This window comes from Variovorax sp. OAS795, assembly GCF_040546685.1.
Taxonomy (GTDB): Bacteria; Pseudomonadota; Gammaproteobacteria; order Burkholderiales; family Burkholderiaceae_C; genus Variovorax.
Genome location: NZ_JBEPOH010000001.1, coordinates 2,553,770 through 2,575,410 on the forward strand (window position 1 = coordinate 2,553,770; position 21,641 = coordinate 2,575,410).

At 68.1% G+C, this 21,641-nt stretch carries 23 protein-coding genes and 1 pseudogene; 13 read left to right on the forward strand and 11 right to left on the reverse strand.

Annotated elements, in window-relative coordinates:
* Positions 1-20: 20 nt before the first annotated feature.
* Entirely contained in the window at positions 21-1,802 is a 1,782-nt protein-coding gene (locus tag ABID97_RS12310; protein ID WP_354398755.1) for a thiamine pyrophosphate-requiring protein, read from the reverse strand.
* Positions 1,803-2,006: 204 nt separating this feature from the next.
* Here ABID97_RS12310 and ABID97_RS12315 point away from each other — a divergent pair, with 204 nt between their 5' ends.
* Both ABID97_RS12315 and ABID97_RS12320 read left to right on the forward strand, forming a co-directional pair.
* Positions 2,007-2,321, forward strand: a complete 315-nt coding sequence (locus ABID97_RS12315; RefSeq protein ID WP_354398756.1) for a plasmid stabilization protein — start codon at positions 2,007-2,009, stop codon at positions 2,319-2,321.
* A 20-nt stretch (positions 2,322-2,341) separates the two neighbouring features.
* A complete protein-coding gene (locus tag ABID97_RS12320; RefSeq protein WP_354398757.1) occupies positions 2,342-2,815 on the forward strand; it encodes a CBS domain-containing protein in 474 nt (157 codons plus the stop codon).
* A 27-nt stretch (positions 2,816-2,842) separates the two neighbouring features.
* On the opposite strand, the gene ABID97_RS12325 is transcribed toward ABID97_RS12320, so the two are convergent.
* The gene (locus tag ABID97_RS12325; RefSeq protein ID WP_354398758.1) at positions 2,843-3,241 is read right to left on the reverse strand and encodes a VOC family protein; all 399 of its coding nucleotides are present in this window, start codon (positions 3,239-3,241) and stop codon (positions 2,843-2,845) included.
* 16 nt (positions 3,242-3,257) lie between these two features.
* Positions 3,258-3,854, reverse strand: a complete 597-nt coding sequence (locus ABID97_RS12330) for a cysteine hydrolase family protein (protein WP_354398759.1) — start codon at positions 3,852-3,854, stop codon at positions 3,258-3,260.
* Between the two features lie 206 nt (positions 3,855-4,060).
* On the opposite strand from ABID97_RS12330, the gene ABID97_RS12335 reads away from it, so the two are divergent.
* The 6 genes from ABID97_RS12335 to ABID97_RS12360 all read left to right on the forward strand — a co-directional run bounded on the left by ABID97_RS12335 (position 4,061) and on the right by ABID97_RS12360 (position 8,584).
* Positions 4,061-4,861 carry an SDR family NAD(P)-dependent oxidoreductase gene (locus ABID97_RS12335; protein WP_354398760.1) on the forward strand — a complete coding sequence of 267 codons (801 nt, stop codon included), beginning with the start codon at positions 4,061-4,063 and terminating at the stop codon, positions 4,859-4,861.
* 16 nt (positions 4,862-4,877) lie between these two features.
* Positions 4,878-6,050 (forward strand): DUF3182 family protein, encoded by a 1,173-nt coding sequence (locus ABID97_RS12340; RefSeq protein WP_354398761.1) that lies wholly within the window; start codon positions 4,878-4,880, stop codon positions 6,048-6,050.
* Positions 6,031-6,810 carry an alpha/beta hydrolase family protein gene (locus ABID97_RS12345; RefSeq protein WP_354398762.1) on the forward strand — a complete coding sequence of 260 codons (780 nt, stop codon included), beginning with the start codon at positions 6,031-6,033 and terminating at the stop codon, positions 6,808-6,810. Before ABID97_RS12340 ends, ABID97_RS12345 begins: the two co-directional genes overlap by 20 nt.
* Before the next feature lie 9 nt (positions 6,811-6,819).
* On the forward strand, positions 6,820-7,305 hold the full coding sequence (locus ABID97_RS12350) for a hypothetical protein (RefSeq protein ID WP_354398763.1): 486 nt from the start codon (positions 6,820-6,822) through the stop codon (positions 7,303-7,305).
* A gap of 96 nt (positions 7,306-7,401) precedes the next feature.
* The gene (locus tag ABID97_RS12355; protein ID WP_354398764.1) at positions 7,402-7,899 is read left to right on the forward strand and encodes a hemerythrin domain-containing protein; all 498 of its coding nucleotides are present in this window, start codon (positions 7,402-7,404) and stop codon (positions 7,897-7,899) included.
* Positions 7,900-7,984: 85 nt separating this feature from the next.
* Entirely contained in the window at positions 7,985-8,584 is a 600-nt protein-coding gene (locus tag ABID97_RS12360; RefSeq protein ID WP_354398765.1) for a hemerythrin domain-containing protein, read from the forward strand.
* Between the two features lie 10 nt (positions 8,585-8,594).
* On the opposite strand, the gene ABID97_RS12365 is transcribed toward ABID97_RS12360, so the two are convergent.
* Complete coding sequence (locus tag ABID97_RS12365) at positions 8,595-9,908, reverse strand: NAD(P)/FAD-dependent oxidoreductase (RefSeq protein WP_354398766.1); 1,314 nt, start codon at positions 9,906-9,908, stop codon at positions 8,595-8,597.
* Positions 9,909-11,333: a homospermidine synthase gene (locus tag ABID97_RS12370; protein WP_354398767.1), complete on the reverse strand. Its 1,425-nt coding sequence runs from the start codon at positions 11,331-11,333 to the stop codon at positions 9,909-9,911.
* A 168-nt stretch (positions 11,334-11,501) separates the two neighbouring features.
* Here ABID97_RS12370 and ABID97_RS12375 point away from each other — a divergent pair, with 168 nt between their 5' ends.
* Positions 11,502-13,142 (forward strand): phospholipase D family protein, encoded by a 1,641-nt coding sequence (locus tag ABID97_RS12375; RefSeq protein WP_354398768.1) that lies wholly within the window; start codon positions 11,502-11,504, stop codon positions 13,140-13,142.
* 13 nt (positions 13,143-13,155) lie between these two features.
* Here ABID97_RS12375 and ABID97_RS12380 read toward each other — a convergent pair whose 3' ends face one another.
* The 4 genes from ABID97_RS12380 to ABID97_RS12395 all read right to left on the reverse strand — a co-directional run bounded on the left by ABID97_RS12380 (position 13,156) and on the right by ABID97_RS12395 (position 15,545).
* Positions 13,156-13,659 (reverse strand): murein hydrolase activator EnvC family protein, encoded by a 504-nt coding sequence (locus tag ABID97_RS12380; RefSeq protein WP_354398769.1) that lies wholly within the window; start codon positions 13,657-13,659, stop codon positions 13,156-13,158.
* A gap of 108 nt (positions 13,660-13,767) precedes the next feature.
* Complete coding sequence (locus ABID97_RS12385) at positions 13,768-14,274, reverse strand: CreA family protein (RefSeq protein WP_354398770.1); 507 nt, start codon at positions 14,272-14,274, stop codon at positions 13,768-13,770.
* A 5-nt stretch (positions 14,275-14,279) separates the two neighbouring features.
* Positions 14,280-14,831: an NUDIX hydrolase gene (locus ABID97_RS12390; protein ID WP_354398771.1), complete on the reverse strand. Its 552-nt coding sequence runs from the start codon at positions 14,829-14,831 to the stop codon at positions 14,280-14,282.
* Between the two features lie 12 nt (positions 14,832-14,843).
* On the reverse strand, positions 14,844-15,545 hold the full coding sequence (locus ABID97_RS12395) for a fumarylacetoacetate hydrolase family protein (protein ID WP_354398772.1): 702 nt from the start codon (positions 15,543-15,545) through the stop codon (positions 14,844-14,846).
* Positions 15,546-15,635: 90 nt separating this feature from the next.
* Between ABID97_RS12395 and maiA the strand changes: the two genes are divergently transcribed.
* Positions 15,636-16,274 (forward strand): maleylacetoacetate isomerase, encoded by a 639-nt coding sequence (gene maiA, locus ABID97_RS12400; protein WP_354401746.1) that lies wholly within the window; start codon positions 15,636-15,638, stop codon positions 16,272-16,274.
* 22 nt (positions 16,275-16,296) lie between these two features.
* Positions 16,297-17,070 carry a peptidoglycan editing factor PgeF gene (gene pgeF, locus ABID97_RS12405; protein ID WP_354401748.1) on the forward strand — a complete coding sequence of 258 codons (774 nt, stop codon included), beginning with the start codon at positions 16,297-16,299 and terminating at the stop codon, positions 17,068-17,070.
* On the opposite strand, the gene ABID97_RS12410 is transcribed toward pgeF, so the two are convergent.
* Complete coding sequence (locus ABID97_RS12410) at positions 17,002-17,433, reverse strand: hypothetical protein (RefSeq protein ID WP_503012766.1); 432 nt, start codon at positions 17,431-17,433, stop codon at positions 17,002-17,004. The genes pgeF and ABID97_RS12410 overlap by 69 nt on opposite strands.
* 11 nt (positions 17,434-17,444) lie before the next feature.
* Here ABID97_RS12410 and phaC point away from each other — a divergent pair.
* A pseudogene (gene phaC, locus ABID97_RS12415) lies at positions 17,445-19,221 on the forward strand (class I poly(R)-hydroxyalkanoic acid synthase).
* A 59-nt stretch (positions 19,222-19,280) separates the two neighbouring features.
* Positions 19,281-20,459: an acetyl-CoA C-acetyltransferase gene (locus ABID97_RS12420; RefSeq protein ID WP_354398773.1), complete on the forward strand. Its 1,179-nt coding sequence runs from the start codon at positions 19,281-19,283 to the stop codon at positions 20,457-20,459.
* A 198-nt stretch (positions 20,460-20,657) separates the two neighbouring features.
* On the opposite strand, the gene ABID97_RS12425 is transcribed toward ABID97_RS12420, so the two are convergent.
* A complete protein-coding gene (locus tag ABID97_RS12425; protein ID WP_354398774.1) occupies positions 20,658-21,569 on the reverse strand; it encodes a LysR family transcriptional regulator in 912 nt (303 codons plus the stop codon).
* Positions 21,570-21,641 lie beyond the last annotated feature (72 nt).

Sequence of the window (21,641 nt, forward strand, 5' to 3'; positions counted from 1 at the left end):
TACCCGAACCGCGCGGCCGTTCACGCGGTGGCGCTGGCCCAGTACTCGCGCGCAACGGCCTTGATGGTGCGCATCGCCTCCGGGTCGCCGTGCCACAGGGCCGAGAGATAGGCCTTGGCCTGTGCCATCGAGACATCGGGCGGGAGCGGCGGCACGGCGGCGTCGGTCACCATCTCGAGCAGCATCGGCCGGTCGGACGCAAAGGCGGCGTCCCAGGCCGGCCCGATGGCCTCGGGCGTGTCCACGCGCAGCGCCGCAAGGCCCAGCATCTCCGCGAAACGCGCATAGGGAAAGTCGGGCAGGTCCTGCGAGGCGTCGAATTTCGGATCGCCGCCGAGCACGCGCTGCTCCCAGCTCACGAGGTTGAGATCGCGGTTGTTGAGCACCAGCACCACCAGCCGCGGATCGGCCCAGTCGCGCCACATGCGGGCAAGGGTGATGAGTGCGTTCAGCCCGTTCATCTGCATGGCGCCGTCGCCGAGCATCGCGACAACGGGCCGGTCGGGGTGGACCAGCTTGGCGGCAATCGCATAGGGAAGCGCGGGCCCCATGGTCGCGAGGCCGCCCGAAAGGCTGGCCTTCATGCCGCGGCGCAGCTTGACGTCGCGTGCGAACCAGTTGGCGGCCGTGCCGCTGTCGCAGGTCAGCACACTCTTATCGGGCAGGCGCGAGGACAGTTCCCAGAAGACGCGCTGCGGGTTCAGCGGCGAGGCCTCGACATGGGCGCGCGCCTCGAGCACGCGCCACCATTGCGCCACATCGGCCTCGATGCCCTGGCGCCACTCGCCATGCGCCTTGGGCTCCAGCAGCGGCAGCAGCGCGGCAAGCGTGGCGCGGCTGTCGCCGACCAGGCCCAGTTCGGCCGGGTAGCGCAGGCCCAGCGCGCGAGGGTCGGTGTCGATCTGCACGCAGCGCGCCTGTCCTTCGGGCGGCAGGAACTCGGCATAGGGGAACGAGGAGCCCACCATCAGCAGGGTGTCGCACTCTTCCATCATGCGCGAGCTGGGCCGGGTGCCGAGCACGCCGATGGCGCCGGTCACGAAGGGCAGGTCGTCGGGCACCGCGGCCTTCCCCAGCAAGGCCTTGGCGACGCCGGCACCGAGCCGATCGGCCCCCTCGATCAACGCGTCTGTCGCATGCAGGGCGCCCGCGCCCGCGAGGATGGCGACCTTGCGGCCTGCGTTGACGATGTCCGCCGCACGCTGCAGCGCCACCCCGTCCGGTACCGTCGCGCGGGCCGTGGCGCCGATGCCGCTGTGCACCGTGCCGTGTTCGCGCGGCGGCACGGGGACGGCGGGCAGCTCCTGCACGTCGTTGGGAAAGATCACGCAGGTCACGGCCTTGCGGTCGCGCGCGATGCGCATCGCGCGGTCGACCAGGTGGCGCACCTGTTCCGCGCTGGTGGCCATCTGCACGAACTCGTGCGCCACGTCCTTGAACAGGGAGACGAGGTCCACCTCCTGCTGGTAGTCGCCGCCGAGTGCGCTGCGCTTCTGCTGGCCCACGATGGCGACCACCGGCTGGTGGTCGAGCTTCGCGTCGTACAGGCCGTTCAGCAGGTGGATGGCGCCCGGACCCGAGGTGGCCAGGCACACGCCCACCTCGCCGGAAAACTTGGCATGCGCGCAGGCCATGAAGGCGGCGAGCTCCTCGTGCCGGCTCTGCACGAACTGGATCGCGCCGCCGGCCCTGTCGAGCGCGCCCATGAGGCCGTTGATGCCGTCGCCGGGGTAGCCGTAGACGCGACGCACGCCCCAGTCCTGCAGGCGCTGCACCACGAAGTCACTGACCGTTTGCTTCATCGGGACTCCATTTCGTTTCGTTCGCAGCGATGTTCCGTGCGGGCCGGGAGCCGCAATGTCGTGCAATGCGCGTCACGGCCCGTCGGCGCAATCCCACAGCGGGCCCCCGCCAGACTGCTCCGACGCGCAAGCCCTGTGTCTTCCGACCCCAGCGGCGGATGAGCGGCGCACGATTCGTTTTCCTTCACCCACCAGGAGAGCAACATGCCAAGAGGTGACAAGTCGTCCTATACGGACAAGCAGAAACGCCAGGCCGAGCACATCGAGAAGGGCTACGAGCATCGCGGCGTGGCCAAGCAGGAAGCCGAGAAGCGCGCGTGGGCCACCGTCAATGCCGAGACCGGCGGCGGCAAGAAGAGCGGCAGCGGGCGCGGCAAGGCCGAGGACCATGCACCTTCGCGCAAGGGCGGCCACAAGGGTGGTGCGGCTGCGGCCTCGCGCACGGCGGCCGAACGTTCCGCCTCCGCCAAGAAGGCGGCCGCCACCCGCAAGCGCAACGCCGAGAACCGCAGCCGCTGAACCAACGCGAAGGAAACCCGATGACCCGTGTATCCGAATTGATGACCCGCGGCGTGCGGACGCTCGCGCCCTCCGACTCCGTGGCCCTGGCCGCGCAGGCCATGGACGAGCTGGACATCGGCGCCGTTCCCGTCTGTGACGGCCAGCGCCTGATGGGCATGGTGACCGACCGCGACATCGTGCTTCGCGTGGTGGCGCAGAAAAGATCGCCGGACACCGCGCTGTCCGAGGTGATGTCCAAGGATGTCCAGTGGTGCACCGACACGGACGACGTCCAGGCGGTGATGGACCAGATGGCGAGCCGACAGGTTCGCCGCATGCCTGTCGTGGACCGCGACAAGCGGCTGGTGGGCATCCTCTCGCTCGGCGACGCCGCCGTGAAGGGCGACGCCCGCAAGGCCGGCCAGACGCTGGACACCATCTCGCAGCCGGCCGTGCCGGACCGCTCGAACCAGTCGGCGGCCAGCGGCCCCGCGGGCGGCGGCGCGTCCTGAACCGGGCCTGGGTGCGCGGCGCGCGCCTCAGGAACCCGGGGTGTGCACGAAGCACAGCTTGTGGTTCTCGGGGTCCAGGCAGTAGGCCGCGTAGAAGTCCGGGGCATACCGGGGCCTGAGGCCCGGCGCGCCCGCGTCGACGGCCCCATGTGCCAGGGCGCTCTTCCACGCGGCATCGACGGCCTCGCGCGATGCGGCCAGGAAGCTCACCTGGGATCCGTTGGCCGCGCCGGACGGTTCGCCATTGAACGGTCGGTCGATCACGAACTGCGGCCAGCGCGTGCCCGGATGGCGCCACAGCACACCGGCCGGTCCCACGCGCGCAAGGTCGGTGAAGCGCACCATGCCGAAGTGGCGCAGCACCTCGTCGTAGAAGGCGGTCATTCGCCGCAGGTCCTGCACGCCGAGCTGGATGTGCGCATACATGGCCTTGCTCCTTTCTTCAGCGCCGCGCCGGCAGGCGGATGCGCGGTCCGGGCGTGGTGGAGACGCGCAGCGCCTCCTCCGCCTGGCGCAGGAAGCGCTCGTTGCGGGCCCGGCTCTGCGAGGCGACGCAGTCGCGCGGGACCACGGCTTCCAGGTCGCGCATGCCCGCATCGGCCACGGTGGCGACGATGCACTGGTCGCTCGCCACGCCGGTCACGATGAGCCGGCTGGCTTTCAGGTAGGCGAGCAGCAGTTCGAGCGGCGTGGCGAAGAAGGCCGATTGCTTGGGCTTGAGAACGAAATAATCGTCTTCCTCGGGCAGCAGCGCCGAAGTGATCTCCGCGCCCGCGCCTCCCGCGGCGAGCGACATTTCCACCAGCTTCGGAAAGTCCGAGCGCCAGCGCCCCCGGTTGTCGTTGACATAGATGGTGGGCACGCCGGCGCGCGTGCAGCGCGCCTTCAGCGCCTTGATCCGGCCGGCAATGGCGTGCGCACCCGGCAGCAGCTTTTCGGCATCCGGAAAATCCCAGCAGCTGATCATGTCGATGATCAGCAGGGCCGTGCGGCCCGCGGCGGGCACGGGTGCAAGAACGGGAGGCTGGGAGGGCGCCATGGGCCGAGGGTGAGGTGGGCGAAGCCCCCACGATTGCCAAAGCCGGCTGCGTGCGCCGTAGGAAAGCCGCGCGATGCGGCGAAAGTGGCCGCCAATGCCGGGGGTCGGGGCGAGACGTAGGAGGCCGCTTTCACCACGACGCGCGTTATCCCGCGCCGCCGAAGCCCAAGCTGTTCGACCATGCGCGGTCACAAGGAGCTGTCCCGATGAACACCACCGCTTCCAACCGGCCCTTTGCCATCGTCACCGGCGCGTCCTCCGGCATCGGCCTGGAACTGGCGCGTTGCTGCGCCACCGAGGGCTTCGACCTGCTGATCGCCGCCGATGAACCCGAGATCGAAGGCGCTGCCGTCCAGTTGCGCGCGCTCGGCGCCGAGGTCTTGCCGGTGCAGGCCGATCTTTCCACCACCGAGGGCGTCGACCGGCTGCTGGCCGCGGCGGGCCAGCGCCCGGTCTACGCGCTGCTGGCCAATGCGGGCCGCGGCCTCGGCCATGCGTTTCTCGACCAGAACTTTGCCGACGCGCGGCATGTGATCGACACCAACATCACGGGCACGGTGTACCTGATCCATGCGGTGGGCGGCGGCATGCGCGCGCGCGGCCTGGGACGCATCCTCATCACCGGCTCCATTGCGGGCTTCATGCCGGGCAGCTTCCAGGCGGTCTACAACGGCACCAAGGCCTTTCTCGATTCGTTCTCGTTCGCGCTGCGCGAAGAGCTGAAGGGCAGCGGCGTGACGGTGAGCTGCCTGATGCCCGGGCCGACCGACACGGAGTTTTTCGATCGCGCCGACATGCTCGACACCAAGGTCGGCCAGGACGACAAGAAGGCCGACCCGGCACAGGTGGCCCGGATCGGCTTCCAGGCGATGATGAAAGGCGAGGGCGACGTGGTCGCGGGCTGGAAGAACAAGCTCCAGGCCGCGATGGCCAACGTCACCCCGTCGGCGCTGCTCGCCAAACAGCACCGCAGGATGGCAGAGCCCGGAACGGCGGAACAGCGCTGACGCCGGGGCCATCGCCATGGACACTTTCTTCGGTCCGGGAGTCGCCGTCGTGGACACGGTCCTCAACACCACCGGCGGCAGCGTCGTCGTCTGGAGCGCCGATCCACAGGCCTACAGCAGCGACCACGAGCGCGCCACGCGCAAGAATTTTGCAGAGCGGCTCGCGGCGCTGAAGCAGTTCCGCTTCGCGGGCGAGTACGACGCCTCGCGCGCGCACGAGAACACGCCGCTGTACTTCGTGCCGAGCGATACCGTCTCCAGCACGCAGCTGGCGCGCTCGCTCGGCATCTCGACGCTGCACGACCTGTTCGGCGGGGTGGTTCCCTATCCCTTCGTCGCCACCAAGGCCATCACGCATCCGCTCGCCGGACGGGCGGCCGCCTGTCCCGAAGGCTGGGCGCCGGCGTTCGCAGCAGCCGTGTCGGACGCGGTGCTCGAAGGCTACTCGGCGTTCTCGCTGGAGGACGCGCGATGGGCGGGGCGCCAGCTGCTGGAGAACGGCCCGGTGCGCGTCAAGCCCGTGTGCGCCACCGGGGGCCGCGGCCAGACGATGGTCGCCGGCGCCGAGGCGCTGGACGCCTGCCTGGCGGCCATGGACGAGCGCGAGATCGCGGCCAACGGCGTGGTCATCGAGGAGAACCTCGAGAACCCCGACACCTTCAGCGTGGGGCAGGTGATCGTCGACGAGCTGGTCGTGAGCTACTACGGGCGCCAGCGCATGACTCGGGACAACGCGGGGCAGAGCGTCTATGGCGGCTCCGACCTCACGCTCGCGCGCGGCAATTTCGATGCGTTGCTCGCCCGCACCGCGCCGCCTCCGGCGCTGGGCCTGGCCATCGAGCAGGCGCGGCGCTATCACCAGGCGGTGATCGATTGCTTCCCGGGCTTCTTTGCCTCGCGCGTGAACTACGACGTGGCGCAGGGCGCGGGTGCCGGCGGCCAGCGGCGCTCGGGCGTGCTGGAGCAGTCGTGGCGCGTCGGCGGCGCAACCGGCGCCGAGATGGTGGCCATCGAATCCTTCTGGCGCGATCCGGCGCTCGACCGGATGCGCGTTTCATGCTTCGAGGCGTATGGTGAGGCCGCGCCGATCCCGGCCGATGCCCAGGTGCACTACCGCGGCATCGACAGCCAGACGGGGCACCTCACCAAATACGCATTGCACAAGCCGTATGACAGCGACACGACATAACTTCATCGACATATCGGTAGACGGACAGCACATTGCCGGAACGCTGGTTGCCGCTTCCACCATGGTGCCCGGCGTTCTGCTGGTCCACGGCTGGGATGGCAGCCAGGAGCAGTACATCGCGCGCGCACACGAGATCGCCGCGCTCGGCTGCGTCTGCCTCACCTTCGACCTGCGCGGCCACGCGCGCCATGCCTCGCTGCGCCAGGAGGTCACCCGCGAGGACAACCTGCGCGACGTGCTCGCCGCCTACGACACGCTCATCAGCCACCCGACCGTGGACCCCAACGCCATCGCCATCGTGGGCAGCAGCTACGGGGGCTACCTGGCGGCGCTGGTGAGCGCCATGCGGCCGGTGCGCTGGCTCGCGCTGCGGGCACCGGCGCTCTACCGCGACCGCGAGTGGCTGGCGCCCAAGGGGCAGCTGAGCCGGCCCGACCTCGTGGCCTACCGGCGCACGCTGGTCGGTCCGCGCGACAACCGTGCGCTGGCCGCTTGCGAAGCGTTCACGGGTGACGTGCTGATCGTCGAGTCGGAGCACGACCAGATCGTGCCGCACCCCGTGATCGAGAACTACCTGGGCGCGTTCAAGCGCGTCCGGTCCGCCACCTACCGCGTGCTTTCGGACGCCGACCATGCGCTCTCGAAACAGGCGCACCGCCAAGCCTATGGGCAGCTGCTCGTGTCCTGGATGACCGAGATGACCATCGGCGCCCGGGCGACCGGCGCCATGACGCGGCCCGTGGCCGCGAGTCCTGCATAGGAGATTCCCATGAAGACAGCAAACCCGCGGCCGCTGCCGGTGCTGCGAACCGGGCTCGCGGCCGGTACCCTGGCAAGCCTTGCCTCCACCGGGGCGCTGATGCTGTGCGGCCGCCGCGAGGCCGGCAGCATGGTGGCGCCGACCAATGCCACCAGCCACTGGCTCTGGGGCGACCAGGCCTTCGAGGTGCGCGAGCCCACCCTCAAGCACACCGGGATCGGCTACGCCACGCACCATGCGAGCGCCATCTTCTGGGCGCTGCTCTACGCCTGGCTGCATGCCAGCCGCCACCCGGCCCAGTCGGTGCCCGCGGCGCTTGCGAGCGCTGGTGCCGCCACGGCGGTGGCCTGCGCGGTCGACTACACGATCACCCCCAAGCGGCTCACGCCGGGTTTCGAGCACCATCTTTCCAGGCGCTCGATGGGCATCGTCTACGGGCTCTTCGCGGTGGGATTGGCCGCGGGCTGCCTGTTGGCGCAGCGCGGGCGCGGGTAGTGCGCCGTGCTACGTGCACACAAGGAGCTTTCCTACGCCGTGCCGCTTTCAGTCCTTCCATCGTTCAGCTTCCATCAACCCAACCGGAGCCCCACGATGCCCACCTCCACAAAGCGTGCAGCAGCCGATGCCTGCAGCCTCCTCGACACCGACCACCGCAACGTCAAGAAGTTGTTCAAGGAGTACGAGGAGCTGACCCAGTCGAAAGCTGCCAGTGCGCAGCAGAAAAAGCGTGAACTCGCAACCCAGATCTGCAACGAGCTGACCGTCCATGCGCAGATCGAGGAAGAAATCTTCTACCCCGCCTTGCGCGAGGCGATCAAGGAAACCGATCTGCTGGACGAGGCCGAGGTCGAGCATGGCAGTGCCAAGGAACTGATCGCGCAGATCGAATCGGCCACCGACGTGGACGAGAAGTTCGACGCCAAGGTCATCGTGCTGGGCGAGTACATCGACCACCACGTCAAGGAAGAGCGCAACGAGATCTTCGTCAAGGCACGCGCCGCCAAGGGGCTCGACCTGGTCGCCATGCGCGATCAGCTTGCCACGCGCAAGGAAGAGCTGATGGAAGAACTCACCGGCATGACCGCCTGAGCGGCCGTCCTGCAGCAGCCACCGACACCTCCCGGCCGGTCGCCGGCCGGGGTGTCTTCTTTTTTATCCCGCCCCGGAGCTCACCATGACAAGCATCGTCTCCCGGCTGTTTCCCACGGCGACCAACATGATTCGCCTGGATCACACGCATGTGCTCTCCACTTTCCACCAGTACAAGGCCAGCGCGCCGTCGCGCGTGAAGAAGGGCCTGGTCAACACCATCTGCACCGCGCTCGAAATCCATGCCCAGCTCGAGGAAGAAATCTTCTATCCCGAGATGCGCAAGGTCTGCGACGACGAGCGCATCACGAAGTCGCTCGACGAGCACTCCGAGATGCGCCGCCTCATCGGCCTCTTGCGCACCATGGAGCCCGAAGCGCGCGACTATGACGAGACGCTGACGTCGCTGATGCGCGACGTGATGCACCACGTGGCCGACGAGGAAACCATCTTGCTGCCCGCGGCCGAGAAGCTGCTCGAGGACAGGCTCGGCGAGCTGGGCGCGCAGATGACCAAGCGCCGGCTGCAGCTCGCGGGGCCGCGCACCGGCGAGATCGCGCTCGACATGGGCCGCGCGGCATCGGGCAATACCGCGGCGATTGCAATGGTCGGGTTGGCCGCCGCCGGCCTGCTGCTGGCGCGGCGTTCGGGCCCTTTGCGGCGGCGCTGGCACGCGCGCGCCTGACCGGGGCGCCCTACAGCATGTCCCGCAGGCGGTAGTACAGCATTCCCAGCACCAGCGCCGGCGTGCGCAGCATGGTGCCGCCAGGGAAGGCGTGGTGCCCGATGCGGGCGAAGAGATCGAAGCGTTCGGCCTGCCCCGCGATCGCCTCGGCCGCCAGCTTGCCCGCCATGCCGGTGAGCGCGAGGCCGTGGCCGGAGAAGCCTTGCAGGTAGTAGATGTTGGTGCCCAGGCGCCCGAAGTCCGGCGCCTGGTTCATCGTGATGTCGACGAAGCCGCCCCATGCGTGGTCGATGCCCAGGTCCGAAAGCTGCGGAAACACCGCGAGCATGCTCTTGCGGATCTTCTCGATGAGGTTGCGCGGCGTCCTGGCGCTGTAGCTGTCGCCCGAGCCGAACAGCAGGCGATGGTCCGCGCTGAGGCGGAAGTAGTCGAGGACGAAGTTGGTGTCCGACGCCGCTGGCCGGCCGCGCATGAGCGCATCGGCGCGGTCCTTGCCCATGGGCTCGGTGGCGATCATGTAGGTGCCCACGGGCATGATGCGCGACGACACCTCGGGCGCCACGTCGTCGCCGTATTCGGCCAGGTACACGTTGCCCGCCAGCACCACGAAGCTGCACCGCACCTCGCCCTGCGCGGTCTTGACCACGGGGCGAGGCCCGCGCTCGATCACCTGGGCCGCCGAGTTCTCGTGCAGCTGTGCGCCCGCGGCGCGCGCCGCACCCGCCAGGCCGAGCGAATATTTCAGCGGATGCAGGTGGCCCGAGCGCGCATCGAAGGTGCCGGCGTGGAAACGTTCACTGGCCACGCGCTCTGCGACTTCCCTCGGGCCCAGCCATTGGAGTGGGTAGCCGTGCACACGCTGCACATGGTCCATCCATGCGCGGAGCGCGCGCGACTTCGACGGCTTGACCGACAGATTGAGATAGCCGGGCTGCCAGTCGCAGTCGATCGCGTAGCTCGCGATCCGCTCCTGCATCAGGTCCAGTCCTTCGACCGAGATGTTCCAGGCCCGGCGCACGTCCTCGGGCGAGAACTGGTCTTCGATGGCTTCTTCGCCATCCGAGCCGAAGCCCACGATCACCTGGCCGCCGTTGCGCCCCGATGCGCCCCAGCCGACGCGCTGCGCCTCCAGCAGCACCACGGCAAAGCCGCGCAGCGCAAGCTCGAGCGCCGCCGACAAGCCCGCAAGTCCGCCGCCCACCACGCAGACATCGGCCGTGGCAATGCCTTCGAGCGGACGCGCGGCCTCGAACCGCACGGCCCGCTCGACGCTGGCTTCGTAGTATGAATTCTCGACGACGCCGAGTTCCTTGCGCAGCAGCAATCACGTCACCCGGAAGTTGAGAAACTGCCAAGGGTCGTCCTTGTCGGTCTCTTCCTTGAACAGCGGGCTGCGGTCCTTGAGCGGCGTCCAGTCGCCATACACGCCCACCACTTCGCCGAGGTAGGGCAGGGCCGCCTCCAGCACCACGCGGTGGTCCAGGTCGTCGGGTTCCACCAGGCCCGCATCCGGGTTGCGCAGGGCCCACAGCATCCCGCCCAGGATGCCGGCCACCACCTGCAGGCTGGTGGCGCTGTTGGCGGGCGCGAGTTCGCGTGCCTGTTCGATGGTGAGCCGCGAGCCATACCAGTAGACGCCCTTGGGATTGCCCATCAGCAGCACGCCCAGTTCGTCCATGCCGTGGACGATCTCGTCGCGCACGATGCGCTGGCGGTGCTGCAGCTGCCAGTTCTTGCCCGCCACTTCATGCAGCGAGAGCACGGCGTCGTCGCAGGGGTGGTAGGCGTAGTGAACGGTGGGACGGTACACCACCTCGCCGTCCTTGCGCAGCGTGAGGTGGTCGGCAATGGAGATCGATTCGGCATGCGTGACCAGGAAGCCGTGGTACGGGCCCTCGATCGGCGTCCAGCTGCGCACCCGCGTGCCGATGCCGGGACGTGCAAGGTAGATGGCGGCATCGCTGCCGAAGCCATGGCGCGCCGCATCGGCCGGCCAGTGCCGCTCGTGCGTGCCCCATCCGAGTTCGGCCGGCTGCAGCCCTTCGTCGACGAAGCCATCGACCGACCAGGTGTTGACGAACTCGTTGCGCTCCTTGCGCTGGCGCGCGACCTGGGTGTCGCGCTCGGCGATGTGGATCACCTTGATTTCGAGCTTCTGCGCCAGCGCGGCCCATTCCTCGTAGCCCACCGGCATCGATTCGAGTTCGGCGTGGGTGTCTTCCGCGATGTTCAGCAGCGCCTGCTTGAGAAGCGCCGAAACCACGCCAGGGTTGGCGCCCTGCGTGATCACGGCCGTGGGCCCGCCACGCTTGTCGAGCCGCCAGGCCAGCACTTCCTCGCGCAGGCTGTAGTTCGAACGGCGCGAAGGCGGGAGTCCGGGGTCGTCGTAGCGGCCGCGCCAGGGCTCGTTGCAGGTGTCGAGGTAGAACGCCCCGCGTTCGCGGCACAGCTTGATGAGCGCGAGGCTGGAAACATCGACCGAGAGGTTGACCAGGAAATCGCCCTTGCGGACCAGCGGCTCCAGCACGGCGGCAAAATTGCCTTCTTCCAGCCGCGCGGGAATGACTTCGACGCCCATTTTCTTCGCGAGGCCGGTGCGGTCCTCGCCGGGTTTCACGATCTTGATGTCCGAGGCCTCGAGGCCGAAATGGCGCAACAGCAGGGGCAGCAGCGCCTGCCCGATGGACCCGAAGCCGATCATCGTCAGCTTGCCCCCGAAGCGCGCGAGCAGTTCGTTCTTCTTGGTCATTGCATACCCCCTGGATGCCGCTTTCGTTGGCCCCAATCTGTCCCCGGCGCAAGGGCGGATGCGTCAGCTTGCCTTTGCCGATGGTGTAGGAGGACTCCATCGTCGGATTTCGCCGGGCTCATGGTAGAAACCGGCCACCTTGCGCACGTTGCGCATCGCGTCGAACCGATGTCAGAAAACCTCACCCTCCGAATTTCCACTGCCGCAACCGGCTTGCGCCGTGCCGTGGCGCTGTGGCTGCTGTTTGCGCTGGGCATGCTGTTGCTCGGCGGCTGCGCCGGCCTGCCGGCGGGCGTGGAGCGCAAGCCATCGATGGCTATCACGGACAGCGCCGACACGCTGCTGGGGCGGATGGTCGCAGCGGCATCGCCGCCGGGGCAGGACTTGAGCGGCTTCCGCCTGCTGCCGATGCCGCAGTATTCGCTGCATGCGCGCGTGGAGCTTGCGCGCCGTGCCCAGCGTTCCATCGACCTGCAGTACTACCTGGTGCAGAACGACGAGACCGGGCGCTACCTGCTGCGCGAACTGCGCAATGCGGCAGAGCGCGGGGTGCGCGTGCGCTTGCTGGTGGACGATCTCTACACCGCGGGCGCCGACACGCTGTTCGCGGGCCTGGCGGCGCATCCGAACGTCGAGGTGCGGATGTTCAATCCGTTTCCGGCGGGGCGGGACCGGCTGGGCACGCGCTGGACCGCCTCGCTGTTCGACTTCGACCGCGTGCACCGCCGCATGCACAACAAGCTGTTCGTGGTGGACAACACGATGGCCGTGATGGGCGGGCGCAACATCGCCAACGAATACTTCCTGCGCGACGGCGGCTCCAACTTCATCGACATCGACACGCTGGTGGCCGGCACCGTGGTGCCGAGGCTCTCTTCGCTGTTCGACATGTACTGGAACAGCCCTTACGTGTATCCGGTCGAATCACTGGTGTCGATGCGCGGCGCCACGCCCGAGCAGCTGCGCGCGCGCTTCGAGCAGCTGACCGGCGGGCCGGACACGCTGCATCCCGAGCCCATCGTGTCCACCGACCTGCTGGGCAACAACGCGCTGGCCAAGGACCTGGACGAAGGCGTGCTGTCGCTGGCCTGGGCACGCGCCGAGGCATACGCCGACGCGCCCGCCAAGGCGCTGGGCCCCACGGACGAAGCCCGCGGCCTGCCGGCCGACGAGTCGACCGACAGCGTGCTCTACAACGTGCGGCGCTACATACGCGGCGCGCAGCACGAGGTCCTGCAGACCACGCCCTACCTGATCCCGGGACGCGGCGGCATGGAATCGATCCGCACCGTGCGGCAGAAGGGCGTGGGCTACACCATCGTCACCAACTCGCTCGCGGCCACGGACGAATCGCTGGTGCACATCGGCTATCGCCGCTACCGGCCCGAGATGCTGCGCCTGGGTGTCGAACTCTACGAGCTCAGCCCCAAGCGCGTGGAGGAAACCCGGCGCTTCGGCATGTACGGCTCGGCCAGCGGCCGGCTGCACGGCAAGTCGGCGGTGGTCGACCGCAACATCGTCTTCATCGGGTCGATGAATTTCGATCCGCGCTCGATGCTGCACAACACCGAGATCGGCATCTTCATCTTCAGCCCGCAGATCGCGCAGCAGCTCACCAGCCTGATCGGGTTCATCCGCCTGGACGGCGCCTACCAGCTGCAGCTGGGGCCGCGCGGCGGCATCGAGTGGGTGAGTCCGGCGTCGGGGGACGGCGCCGACACCATCCTGCACGTGGAACCGGAAACCGATTTCTGGGCGCGCTGGAAGCTGGAGCTGTTCGCCCCGCTGGTGCCGGAGAGCCTGCTCTGAGGCGCGCTGCGCGCTAGTGCTGCAGGCGCCCGCTGAGGTAGGGCTCGGGATCGACGGCGGTGCCGTTCTTGCGGATCTCGAAGTGCACCTTCACGCGGTCGGTGTCGCTCTTGCCCATCTCGGCGATCTTCTGGCCCTGCCGCACGACCGCGTTCTCCTTCACGAGGATGGTCTGCGCATGCGCGTAGGCGGTCAGGAAGGTCTCGTTGTGCTTGATGATGACCATGTTGCCGTAGCTGCGCAGCTCGCCGCCCACGTACACCACGCGGCCGTCGGCCGAGGCGACGATCGGGTCGCCGGCATTGCCCGCGATGTCGAGGCCCTTGTTGCGCACGCCGTCGAACCGGGCAATGGTGGTGCCGGCCGCGGGGCGGATGAACATGGCCTGCGGCTGCTGGACCGGCGGCGGTATGTTCACGCCGGGCCGCGGGGGCGGCAGCGGGGTGGTGCAGGCGGCCAGGCCGGCCGCCAGGAGAACGGCGGCGCCGGTACGGAAAGCGAATTGTTGAAGGTGCATGGCTCTGTTGGAACGATTTCGTTGCGGAGGGTTCCTTGGGGTCGGCGCGCCTTGCGAGCCACCGCGGCGCATGCTAGCAAACTCGCGAAAGCTGCCCGCCGGGGGCAGCTACTTGAGCGGAATAGGGGTACCCCGGTCGATGGGCACCGCCGTGACGCTGTTCTTGGGCGAACCGTCGATCAGCAGGTCGGAATAGGTGAGGTAGACCAGCGTGTTGCGCTTGGCATCGACCATGCGCACCACGCGCAGGCGCTTGAAGAGGATCGACAGCCGTTCGGTGTAGACCTCCTCGCGCCTGGGCAGCGGCTGCGTGACGCTCACCGGGCCGACCTGGCGGCAGGCGATGGAGGCCTCCGACTTGTCCTCGGCCACGCCGAAAGCGCCGGCCAGCCCGCCGGTCTTGGCGCGCGAGACATAGCAGGTCACGCCATTGACCTTGGGATCGTCGTAGGCCTCGACCACGATCTTGTGGTCGGGGCCGATGAGCTTGAACGCGGTGTCCACGTCGCCCACCACTTCGGCATGCGCCGCCGCGGCCAGGGCAAGGCCGCAGCCGAGGGCGCCAAGGCGCAGCAGGGCGGTGGTGCGGAAAGGGGTGCGCAGTGCCTGGTCCATGGGTTTCAAACAATGCTGAGTTCGTGCACCCGGTCGAAGCTGCCGCGCCGCCGGTCTTCGAAGAAGTGCTCCAGCGCCTCGCGCACGGTGCGAAAGGCGATCTCTTCCCACGGAATTTCTTCCTCGGTGAAAAGCCGGGCCTCGATGGTCTCGTGGCCGGGATCGAAACGGTCGTCGAGCAGGCGCGCGCGGTAGAACAGGTGCACCTGGCCCACGCGCACCACGCTGATCACCGCGAACAGTCCCTGCATCTCGTAGTGGGCGCCGGCCTCCTCGTCGGTTTCGCGGGCCGCGCCCTGGGCCGCGGTCTCGCCCAGCTCCATGAATCCCGCGGGCAGCGTCCACTTGCCCCAGCGCGGCTCGATGTTGCGCTTGCACAGCAGCACCTTGTCGCCCAGGACGGGAATGGTGCCCACCACGTTCAGCGGATTCTCGTAGTGGATGGTGCTGCAGGCCGGACAGACCGCGCGCTCCTTGGTGTCGCCGTCGTCAGGGACGCGATAGACCACGGCGGTGCCGCAGTTCTTGCAGTGCTTGAGGGGGACGCGCAGGATCATGAGGGTGGAGGCTCAAACGACCTTGACGGTCAGCTTGGGCAGGCCGGCCACTTCGCCGACCAGCGTGTCGCCCGCCACCACCGCGGCCACGCCCTCGGGCGTTCCGCTGTAGATCAGGTCGCCGGGCTGCAGGTCCCAGGCGGCCGACAGGTGCTCGATGGTTTCCGCCACGTTCCAGATCAGCTTGCTCACGGTGCTGCGCTGGCGGTCGACCCCATTCACCTGCAGCGAGATCTCGGCGCTCTCGGCGTCGCCGGCCTCTGCCACGGGCACGATCGGGCCGATGGGGGCGCTCTGCTCGAAGCCCTTGCCGATGTCCCACGGGCGGCCCTGCTTCTTCATCTCGCCCTGCAGGTCGCGGCGCGTCATGTCCAGCCCGACGGCGTAGCCGTAGATGTGCTTGTGCGCATCGGCCGCCTTGATGTTCTTGCCGCCGGTGCCGATGGCGACCACGAGCTCGATCTCGTGGTGCAGGTTCTTGGTGAGCGAGGGGTAGGCCATGGTGCCGGTCTGGCCTTCGTCGACCACCAGCAGCGCGTCGGTCGGCTTCATGAAGAAGAAGGGCGGTTCGCGGCCGGTGAAGCCCATTTCCTTGGCGTGATCCTCGTAGTTGCGGCCCACGCAATAGATGCGGTGCACCGGAAAGCGGGCGGCCTGGCCGGCCACGGGAACGGAAACGGCGGCGGGCGGGGCGAAAACAAACTCGGAAGCCATTGCGTCTGTCCTTTTCAGCGAAACGGGGGAAAAACGGCAGTGTGCCAGAGGCAGGCCGGGGCTGCCGGTGAGCGCTATGCTCCGGGAATGATGAAGCTGCACAACTACTTCCGCTCCTCGGCGTCGTTCCGGGTGCGCATCGCACTGAACCTCAAGGGCCTGGCGTTCGACTACGTGCCGGTGCACATCGCCCGCGGCGACCACCGCACGGGCCCGTACTCGGCCATTTCGCCCGACATGCTGGTGCCGCTGCTCGAAGACGAGGGCGAGCGCTTTTCGCAGTCGATGGCCATCATCGAATACCTCGACGAGACCAACCCCGAGCCGCCGCTGCTGCCGAGCGATCCGGTGGGCCGCGCGCACGTGCGCGCGCTGTCGCAATCGATCGCCTGCGAGATCCATCCGCTGAACAACCTGCGGGTGCTCAAGTACCTGGTGAAGGAGCTCAAGCTCGACGACGTGGCCAAGAATGCCTGGTACCGCCACTGGGTGCGCGAAGGCATGCTGGCCTTCGAGCGCCAGCTGGCGCAGGGCCCGGGCGGCATCTTCTGCCATGGCGACACGCCCACCATGGCCGACTGCTGCCTGGTGCCGCAGATCTTCAACGGCAAGCGCTTCGACTGCGACTTCAGCGGCTTGCCGCGCACCATGGCGGCCTACGAGGCCTGCATGCAACTCGACGCCTTCCAGCGCGCGCAGCCCTCGCAGGCGCCCGACGCGGAAGCCTGAGCGCATGACCGGGCCGGCCACGATGGACGCGCACTGGCTCGTGCCCGACTGGCCCGCGCCGCCCCATGTGCGGGCGGTGTGCACCACCCGGCACGGCGGTGTCTCGGCCGGCCGCTACGAAAGCCTCAACCTCGGCGACCACGTGGGCGACCTGGCCGCGGACGTCGCCGCGAACCGCCGCGTGCTGGAGCAAGCCATCGGCGCGCGTCCGGTCTTCCTGCAGCAGGTGCACGGCACCGGCGTCGTGGCGCTGGAGGCCGGCGACACGCACGACGGCACGGCGGCCGATGCCTGCACCGCCACGGCCGTGGGGCTCGCCTGCACGGTCATGGTCGCCGATTGCCTGCCGGTGCTTTTCACCGACGGGTCGGGCCGGCGCGTGGCCGCCGCGCATGCCGGCTGGCGCGGCCTTGCCGGCGGGGTGCTCGAAGCCGCCGCGGCGTGCTTCACGCCCGGGCCGGGTGCCGGAACCCCGCAGGGCGCCCACACCGTCATGGCGTGGCTGGGCCCCTGCATCGGACCGAAGGCGTTCGAGGTCGGGCCCGAGGTCAAGGCGGCGTTCGAGGCGCATGCGCCCGAGGCCGCAAGCTGCTTCCGCCCCGGCCCCGCAGCCGGCAAATGGCTCGCCGACCTGCCCGCGCTCGCGCGCCAGCGCCTGCGAACGGCCGGCGTGGACGCGGTGTATGGCAACGACGGCAGCGACGGCTGGTGCACCGTCGCGAACCCTTCACGGTTCTTTTCGCACCGGCGGGACGGGGTCAGCGGACGCTTCGCCGCTTTGGTCTGGAAGGCCTGAGTCCTTGTTGGCTGCGGCCTCGGCGGCCGCCGCGGCGGCCGCCAGGCGCGCCGCCTCCTGCGCCTCGGCTTCGCGCTGCCTCATCGCGCGGCGCCGGCCCGGGGTGGCCATCAGGTAAACCACCAAGGCCACTGGGGCCAAACCGTAGAGAAGAAATGTGAAGATGGCACCCAGCACGCTGCCCGTGGTGCTGGTGGCCTCTGCCACGGCCATCATCACGGCAACATAGAGCCAGCCGATCACGATCAGGTGGATGAACACAACAAGTTTCAGTCGTAAGTGGGTGGGCGGCGTTGTGGACGCCTTGTGAAATGCAGCATACTCAAAACACGAGAAGCCATCCGTACCGACCCAGGCGAGCACCAGGAGACATGATGAAGCAACAAGCGACGGGGGCTGCCGACGCGTTCGCGCCCTTCCAGAAGGCACTTTCAGAGGGATGGAACAAGGCGCTGGAATCTTTCCAGCAATCCGCCGGGCAGGGGGCTTCGGCCTTCAACTTCACGGGCGGCACGCCCCTGTGGCAAATCCCGCAGATGCCGCAGATGCCGCAGGGGGCCAAGATGGCCGAGCTGCCCAAGGTCTCCATCGACCCCGAAAAGCTCCAGTCCATCCAGCAGCAGTACATGGCCGACGCCACCGACCTCTGGCGCCAGGGTTTCGCTGCCAGGCCCGAGGGCGACAAGCGCTTTGCCTCCGATGCCTGGGGCAGCAACCCGCTCGCGGCATTCTCGGCCGCGGTGTACCTGCTCAACGGCCGCACGCTGCTGAACATGGCCGAGGCCATCGACGCCGACGAAAAGACCAAGGCGCGCCTGCGCTTCGCCATCGAGCAATGGATGGCGGCCTCGTCGCCGAGCAACTCGCTCGCCTTCAATGCGGAGGCGCAGAAAAAAGCCATCGAGACGAAGGGCGAGAGCATTGCCAGGGGCATCCAGAACCTGCTGCACGACGTCAAGCAGGGCCACCTGAGCATGACCGACGAGAGCGCCTTCGAAGTGGGGCGCAACGTGGCGACCACCGAGGGCGCGGTGGTGTTCGAGAACGAGCTGTTCCAGCTGCTCGAATACAAGCCGCTCACGGCCAAGGTGTACGAGCGGCCATTCCTGCTGGTGCCGCCGTGCATCAACAAGTTCTACATCCTCGACCTGCAGCCCGAGAATTCGCTGATCCGCCTATGCCAACGAGCAGGGCCACCGCGTCTTCGTGGTGAGCTGGCGCAACCCCGACGAGTCGCTGGCCAATGCCACCTGGGACGACTACATCGAGAACGCCGCCATCAAGGCGATCCACACGGTGCAGGAGATCAGCGGCAGCAAGCAGATCAACACGCTCGGCTTCTGCGTGGGCGGCACCATTCTCTCCACCGCGCTGGCCGTGCTCGCGGCGCGCGGCGAGAAGCCGGCGGCGTCGGTCACGCTGCTCACCACTTTCCTGGACTTCAGCGACACCGGCATTCTCGACATCTTCGTCGACGAGCCGATGGTGGCCTACCGCGAGATGCAGCTGGGCAAGGGCGGGCTGCTGCCGGGCATGGACCTGGCCTCGACCTTCAGCTTCCTGCGCCCGAACGACCTGGTGTGGAACTACGTGGTGGGCAACTACCTGAAGGGCGAAACACCGCCTCCGTTCGACCTGCTCTACTGGAACAGCGACGCCACCAACCTGCCGGGCCCGTTCTACACCTGGTACCTGCGCAACACCTACCACGAGAACAAGCTCGCCAAGCCCAACGCGCTCACCGTCTGCGGCGAGAAGATCGACCTCGGCAACATCGACATCCCGGCCTACATCTACGGCTCGCGCGAAGACCACATCGTGCCCATCGGCGGCGCCTACGCATCCACGCAGCTTCTGCCCGGCAAGAAGCGCTTCGTCATGGGCGCCTCGGGCCACATCGCGGGCGTGATCAATCCGCCGGCCAAGAAAAAGCGCAGCCACTGGATCCGCGACGACGGCAAGTTTCCGAAAACGCAGGCCGAATGGCTGGCCGGTGCGGCCGAGCACCCCGGCAGCTGGTGGACCGACTGGGCACAATGGCTCAAGGGCCACGCGGGCAAGCAGGTCGCGGCGCCCAGGGCCTACGGCGACGGCAAGAAGTTCAAGGCCATCGAGCCGGCCCCGGGGCGCTACGTCAAGGCCAGGGCCTGAGCCGCGTCTTCCGACAACAACCCACGCACCCACTTCAAATCACTTCAACGGAGAACCTCATGGAAGACATCGTCATCGTTTCGGCTGCACGCACGGCGGTCGGCAAGTTCGGCGGCTCGCTCGCCGGCATTGCAGCCACCGAGCTGGGCGCCCTCGTGATCAAGGAAGTGATTGCGCGCGCCAACCTTACGGCCGACCAGGTCGGCGAGGCGATCATGGGGCAGGTGCTGGCCGCGGGCGCGGGCCAGAACCCCGCACGCCAGGCATGGCTCAAGAGCGGCGGCGCCAAGGAAACCCCGGCGCTCACCATCAACGCGGTGTGCGGCTCCGGCCTCAAGGCCGTGATGCTCGCGGCGCAGGCCGTGGCCACCGGCGACAGCGAGATCGTGATTGCCGGCGGACAGGAGAACATGAGCGCCGCGCCGCACGTGCTGCCCAACTCGCGCAACGGCCAGCGCATGGGCGACTGGAAGCTGGTCGACACCATGATCGTGGACGGCCTGTGGGACGTCTACAACCAGTACCACATGGGCATCACGGCCGAGAACGTGGCCAAGAAGTTCGGCATCGACCGCGCCGCGCAGGACGAGCTCGCGCTCGGCAGCCAGACCAAGGCCGCGGCCGCGCAGGACGCGGGCAAGTTCAAGGACGAGATCGTCGGCGTGAGCATTCCGCAGAAGAAGGGCGAGGCAATCGTCTTCGACAAGGACGAGTTCATCAACCGCAAGACCAGCGCCGACGGCCTCGCAGGCCTGCGCCCCGCGTTCGACAAGGCCGGCGGCGTGACCGCGGGCAATGCCTCCGGGCTGAACGACGGCGCGGCTGCCGTGATGGTGATGACCGCCAAGAAGGCTGCATCGCTCGGCCTCAAGCCGCTGGGCCGCATCGCGAGCTTTGCCACCGCGGGTCTCGACCCGGCCATCATGGGCATGGGCCCCGTGCCCGCGTCCACCAAGGCGCTGCAGCGCGCTGGCTGGAAGGCCGCCGACCTCGACCTGCTCGAGATCAACGAAGCCTTTGCCGCGCAGGCCTGCGCGGTGAACCGGGAGATGGGCTGGGACGTGAACAAGGTGAACGTGAACGGCGGCGCCATTGCCATCGGCCACCCCATCGGCGCGTCGGGCTGCCGCATCCTGGTGACGCTGCTGCATGAGATGCAGCGCCAGAACGCCAAGAAGGGCATTGCCTCGCTGTGCATCGGCGGCGGCATGGGCGTGGCGCTGACGATCGAGCGATAGGGCTTCCTCGGGCGGCGCACGTTGTGCACCGCCTAAATTTTGGGCAAATTGATTATTTACTTTGTAAAACAACGACTTGCGTCGCCTTTACAAGGAAGAACATCAGTTATCCCCAAAGTTGTCCACGGAAATTGGGGACGGCGCGCGCTTCTTCACGATCCGCCTGCAAGTCCTTGTTTCCAGTAGAGCGGCGCGCCCTCACGCAATGGCAGCCTGCTCGCCGGCATAGTGCCGGCACAGCGTCTCGACCAGCGCCTGCGCATAGATAGGCAGGGCCGCCCGGTCGCGCACCAGCAGGTAGCGCTCCCGCACGCACCAGGCATCGCTGAGGTCGATCAACGCGAGCTGCATGCTCTCCTGGTTGCGCCGCGCCGCCGACTCCGGCACCACCCCGATGCCCACGCCGCTGCCGATCATCCGGCACATGGCGTCGAAGCTTCCCAGCTGGATGCGCAGCTTCTGCCGCTTGCCGAGGTTGTCGGTGATCTGCGCCAGGAAGGCCTGCAAGGTGCTGCCTTGCTGCATGCCGATCGCGTCCTCGTCCAGGGTCTCGGCGAATGAAATCCTGCGGCGCTTCGCGAAGCGGTGCCTGCGCGAGGTGACGAGCACCAGCCGGTCGGTGCTGAAGTGGATGGCTTCCAGCCCCAGCGTGTCGACCCGGCCCGCGACGATGCCGATGTCGGCACGGCCGTCGAGCACGCCGCGCGGGATCTGAGCATTCGGTTTTTCCTGAAGGTCGACGTTGATGCGCGGGTTGTGCGCCAGGAAACCGGGCAGGATTTCCGGCAGGAAATCGGTCACCGCCGTGGTGTTGGCGAACACGCGCAGGTGGCCGCGCAGGCCGCCGCCATATTCGAGCAGGTCGGCACGCAGCTGCTCGGTCTGGTGCAGCACCAGCCGCGCATGGTGCAGAAACGCTTCTCCGGGTGGCAGCAGGCGCACGCCGCGGGCCTCGCGCTGCAGCAGCTGCAGGCCGGCCTGGTTTTCGAGCGCCTTGATGCGCGCGCTGGCCGCCGCGAGCGACAGGTGCTGCCGCTCGGCGGCGCGGGTGAGGTTGCCGAGCTCGGCCGTGGCAACGAAAAGGCGCAGGTCGGTCAGGTCGAAAAGCATGCGCCATCGTACCCAAGCCTTCGGAAATACAGAAGGCTGGGTTCCGAAATCGCAGATTGCGGAGGGCTGCAT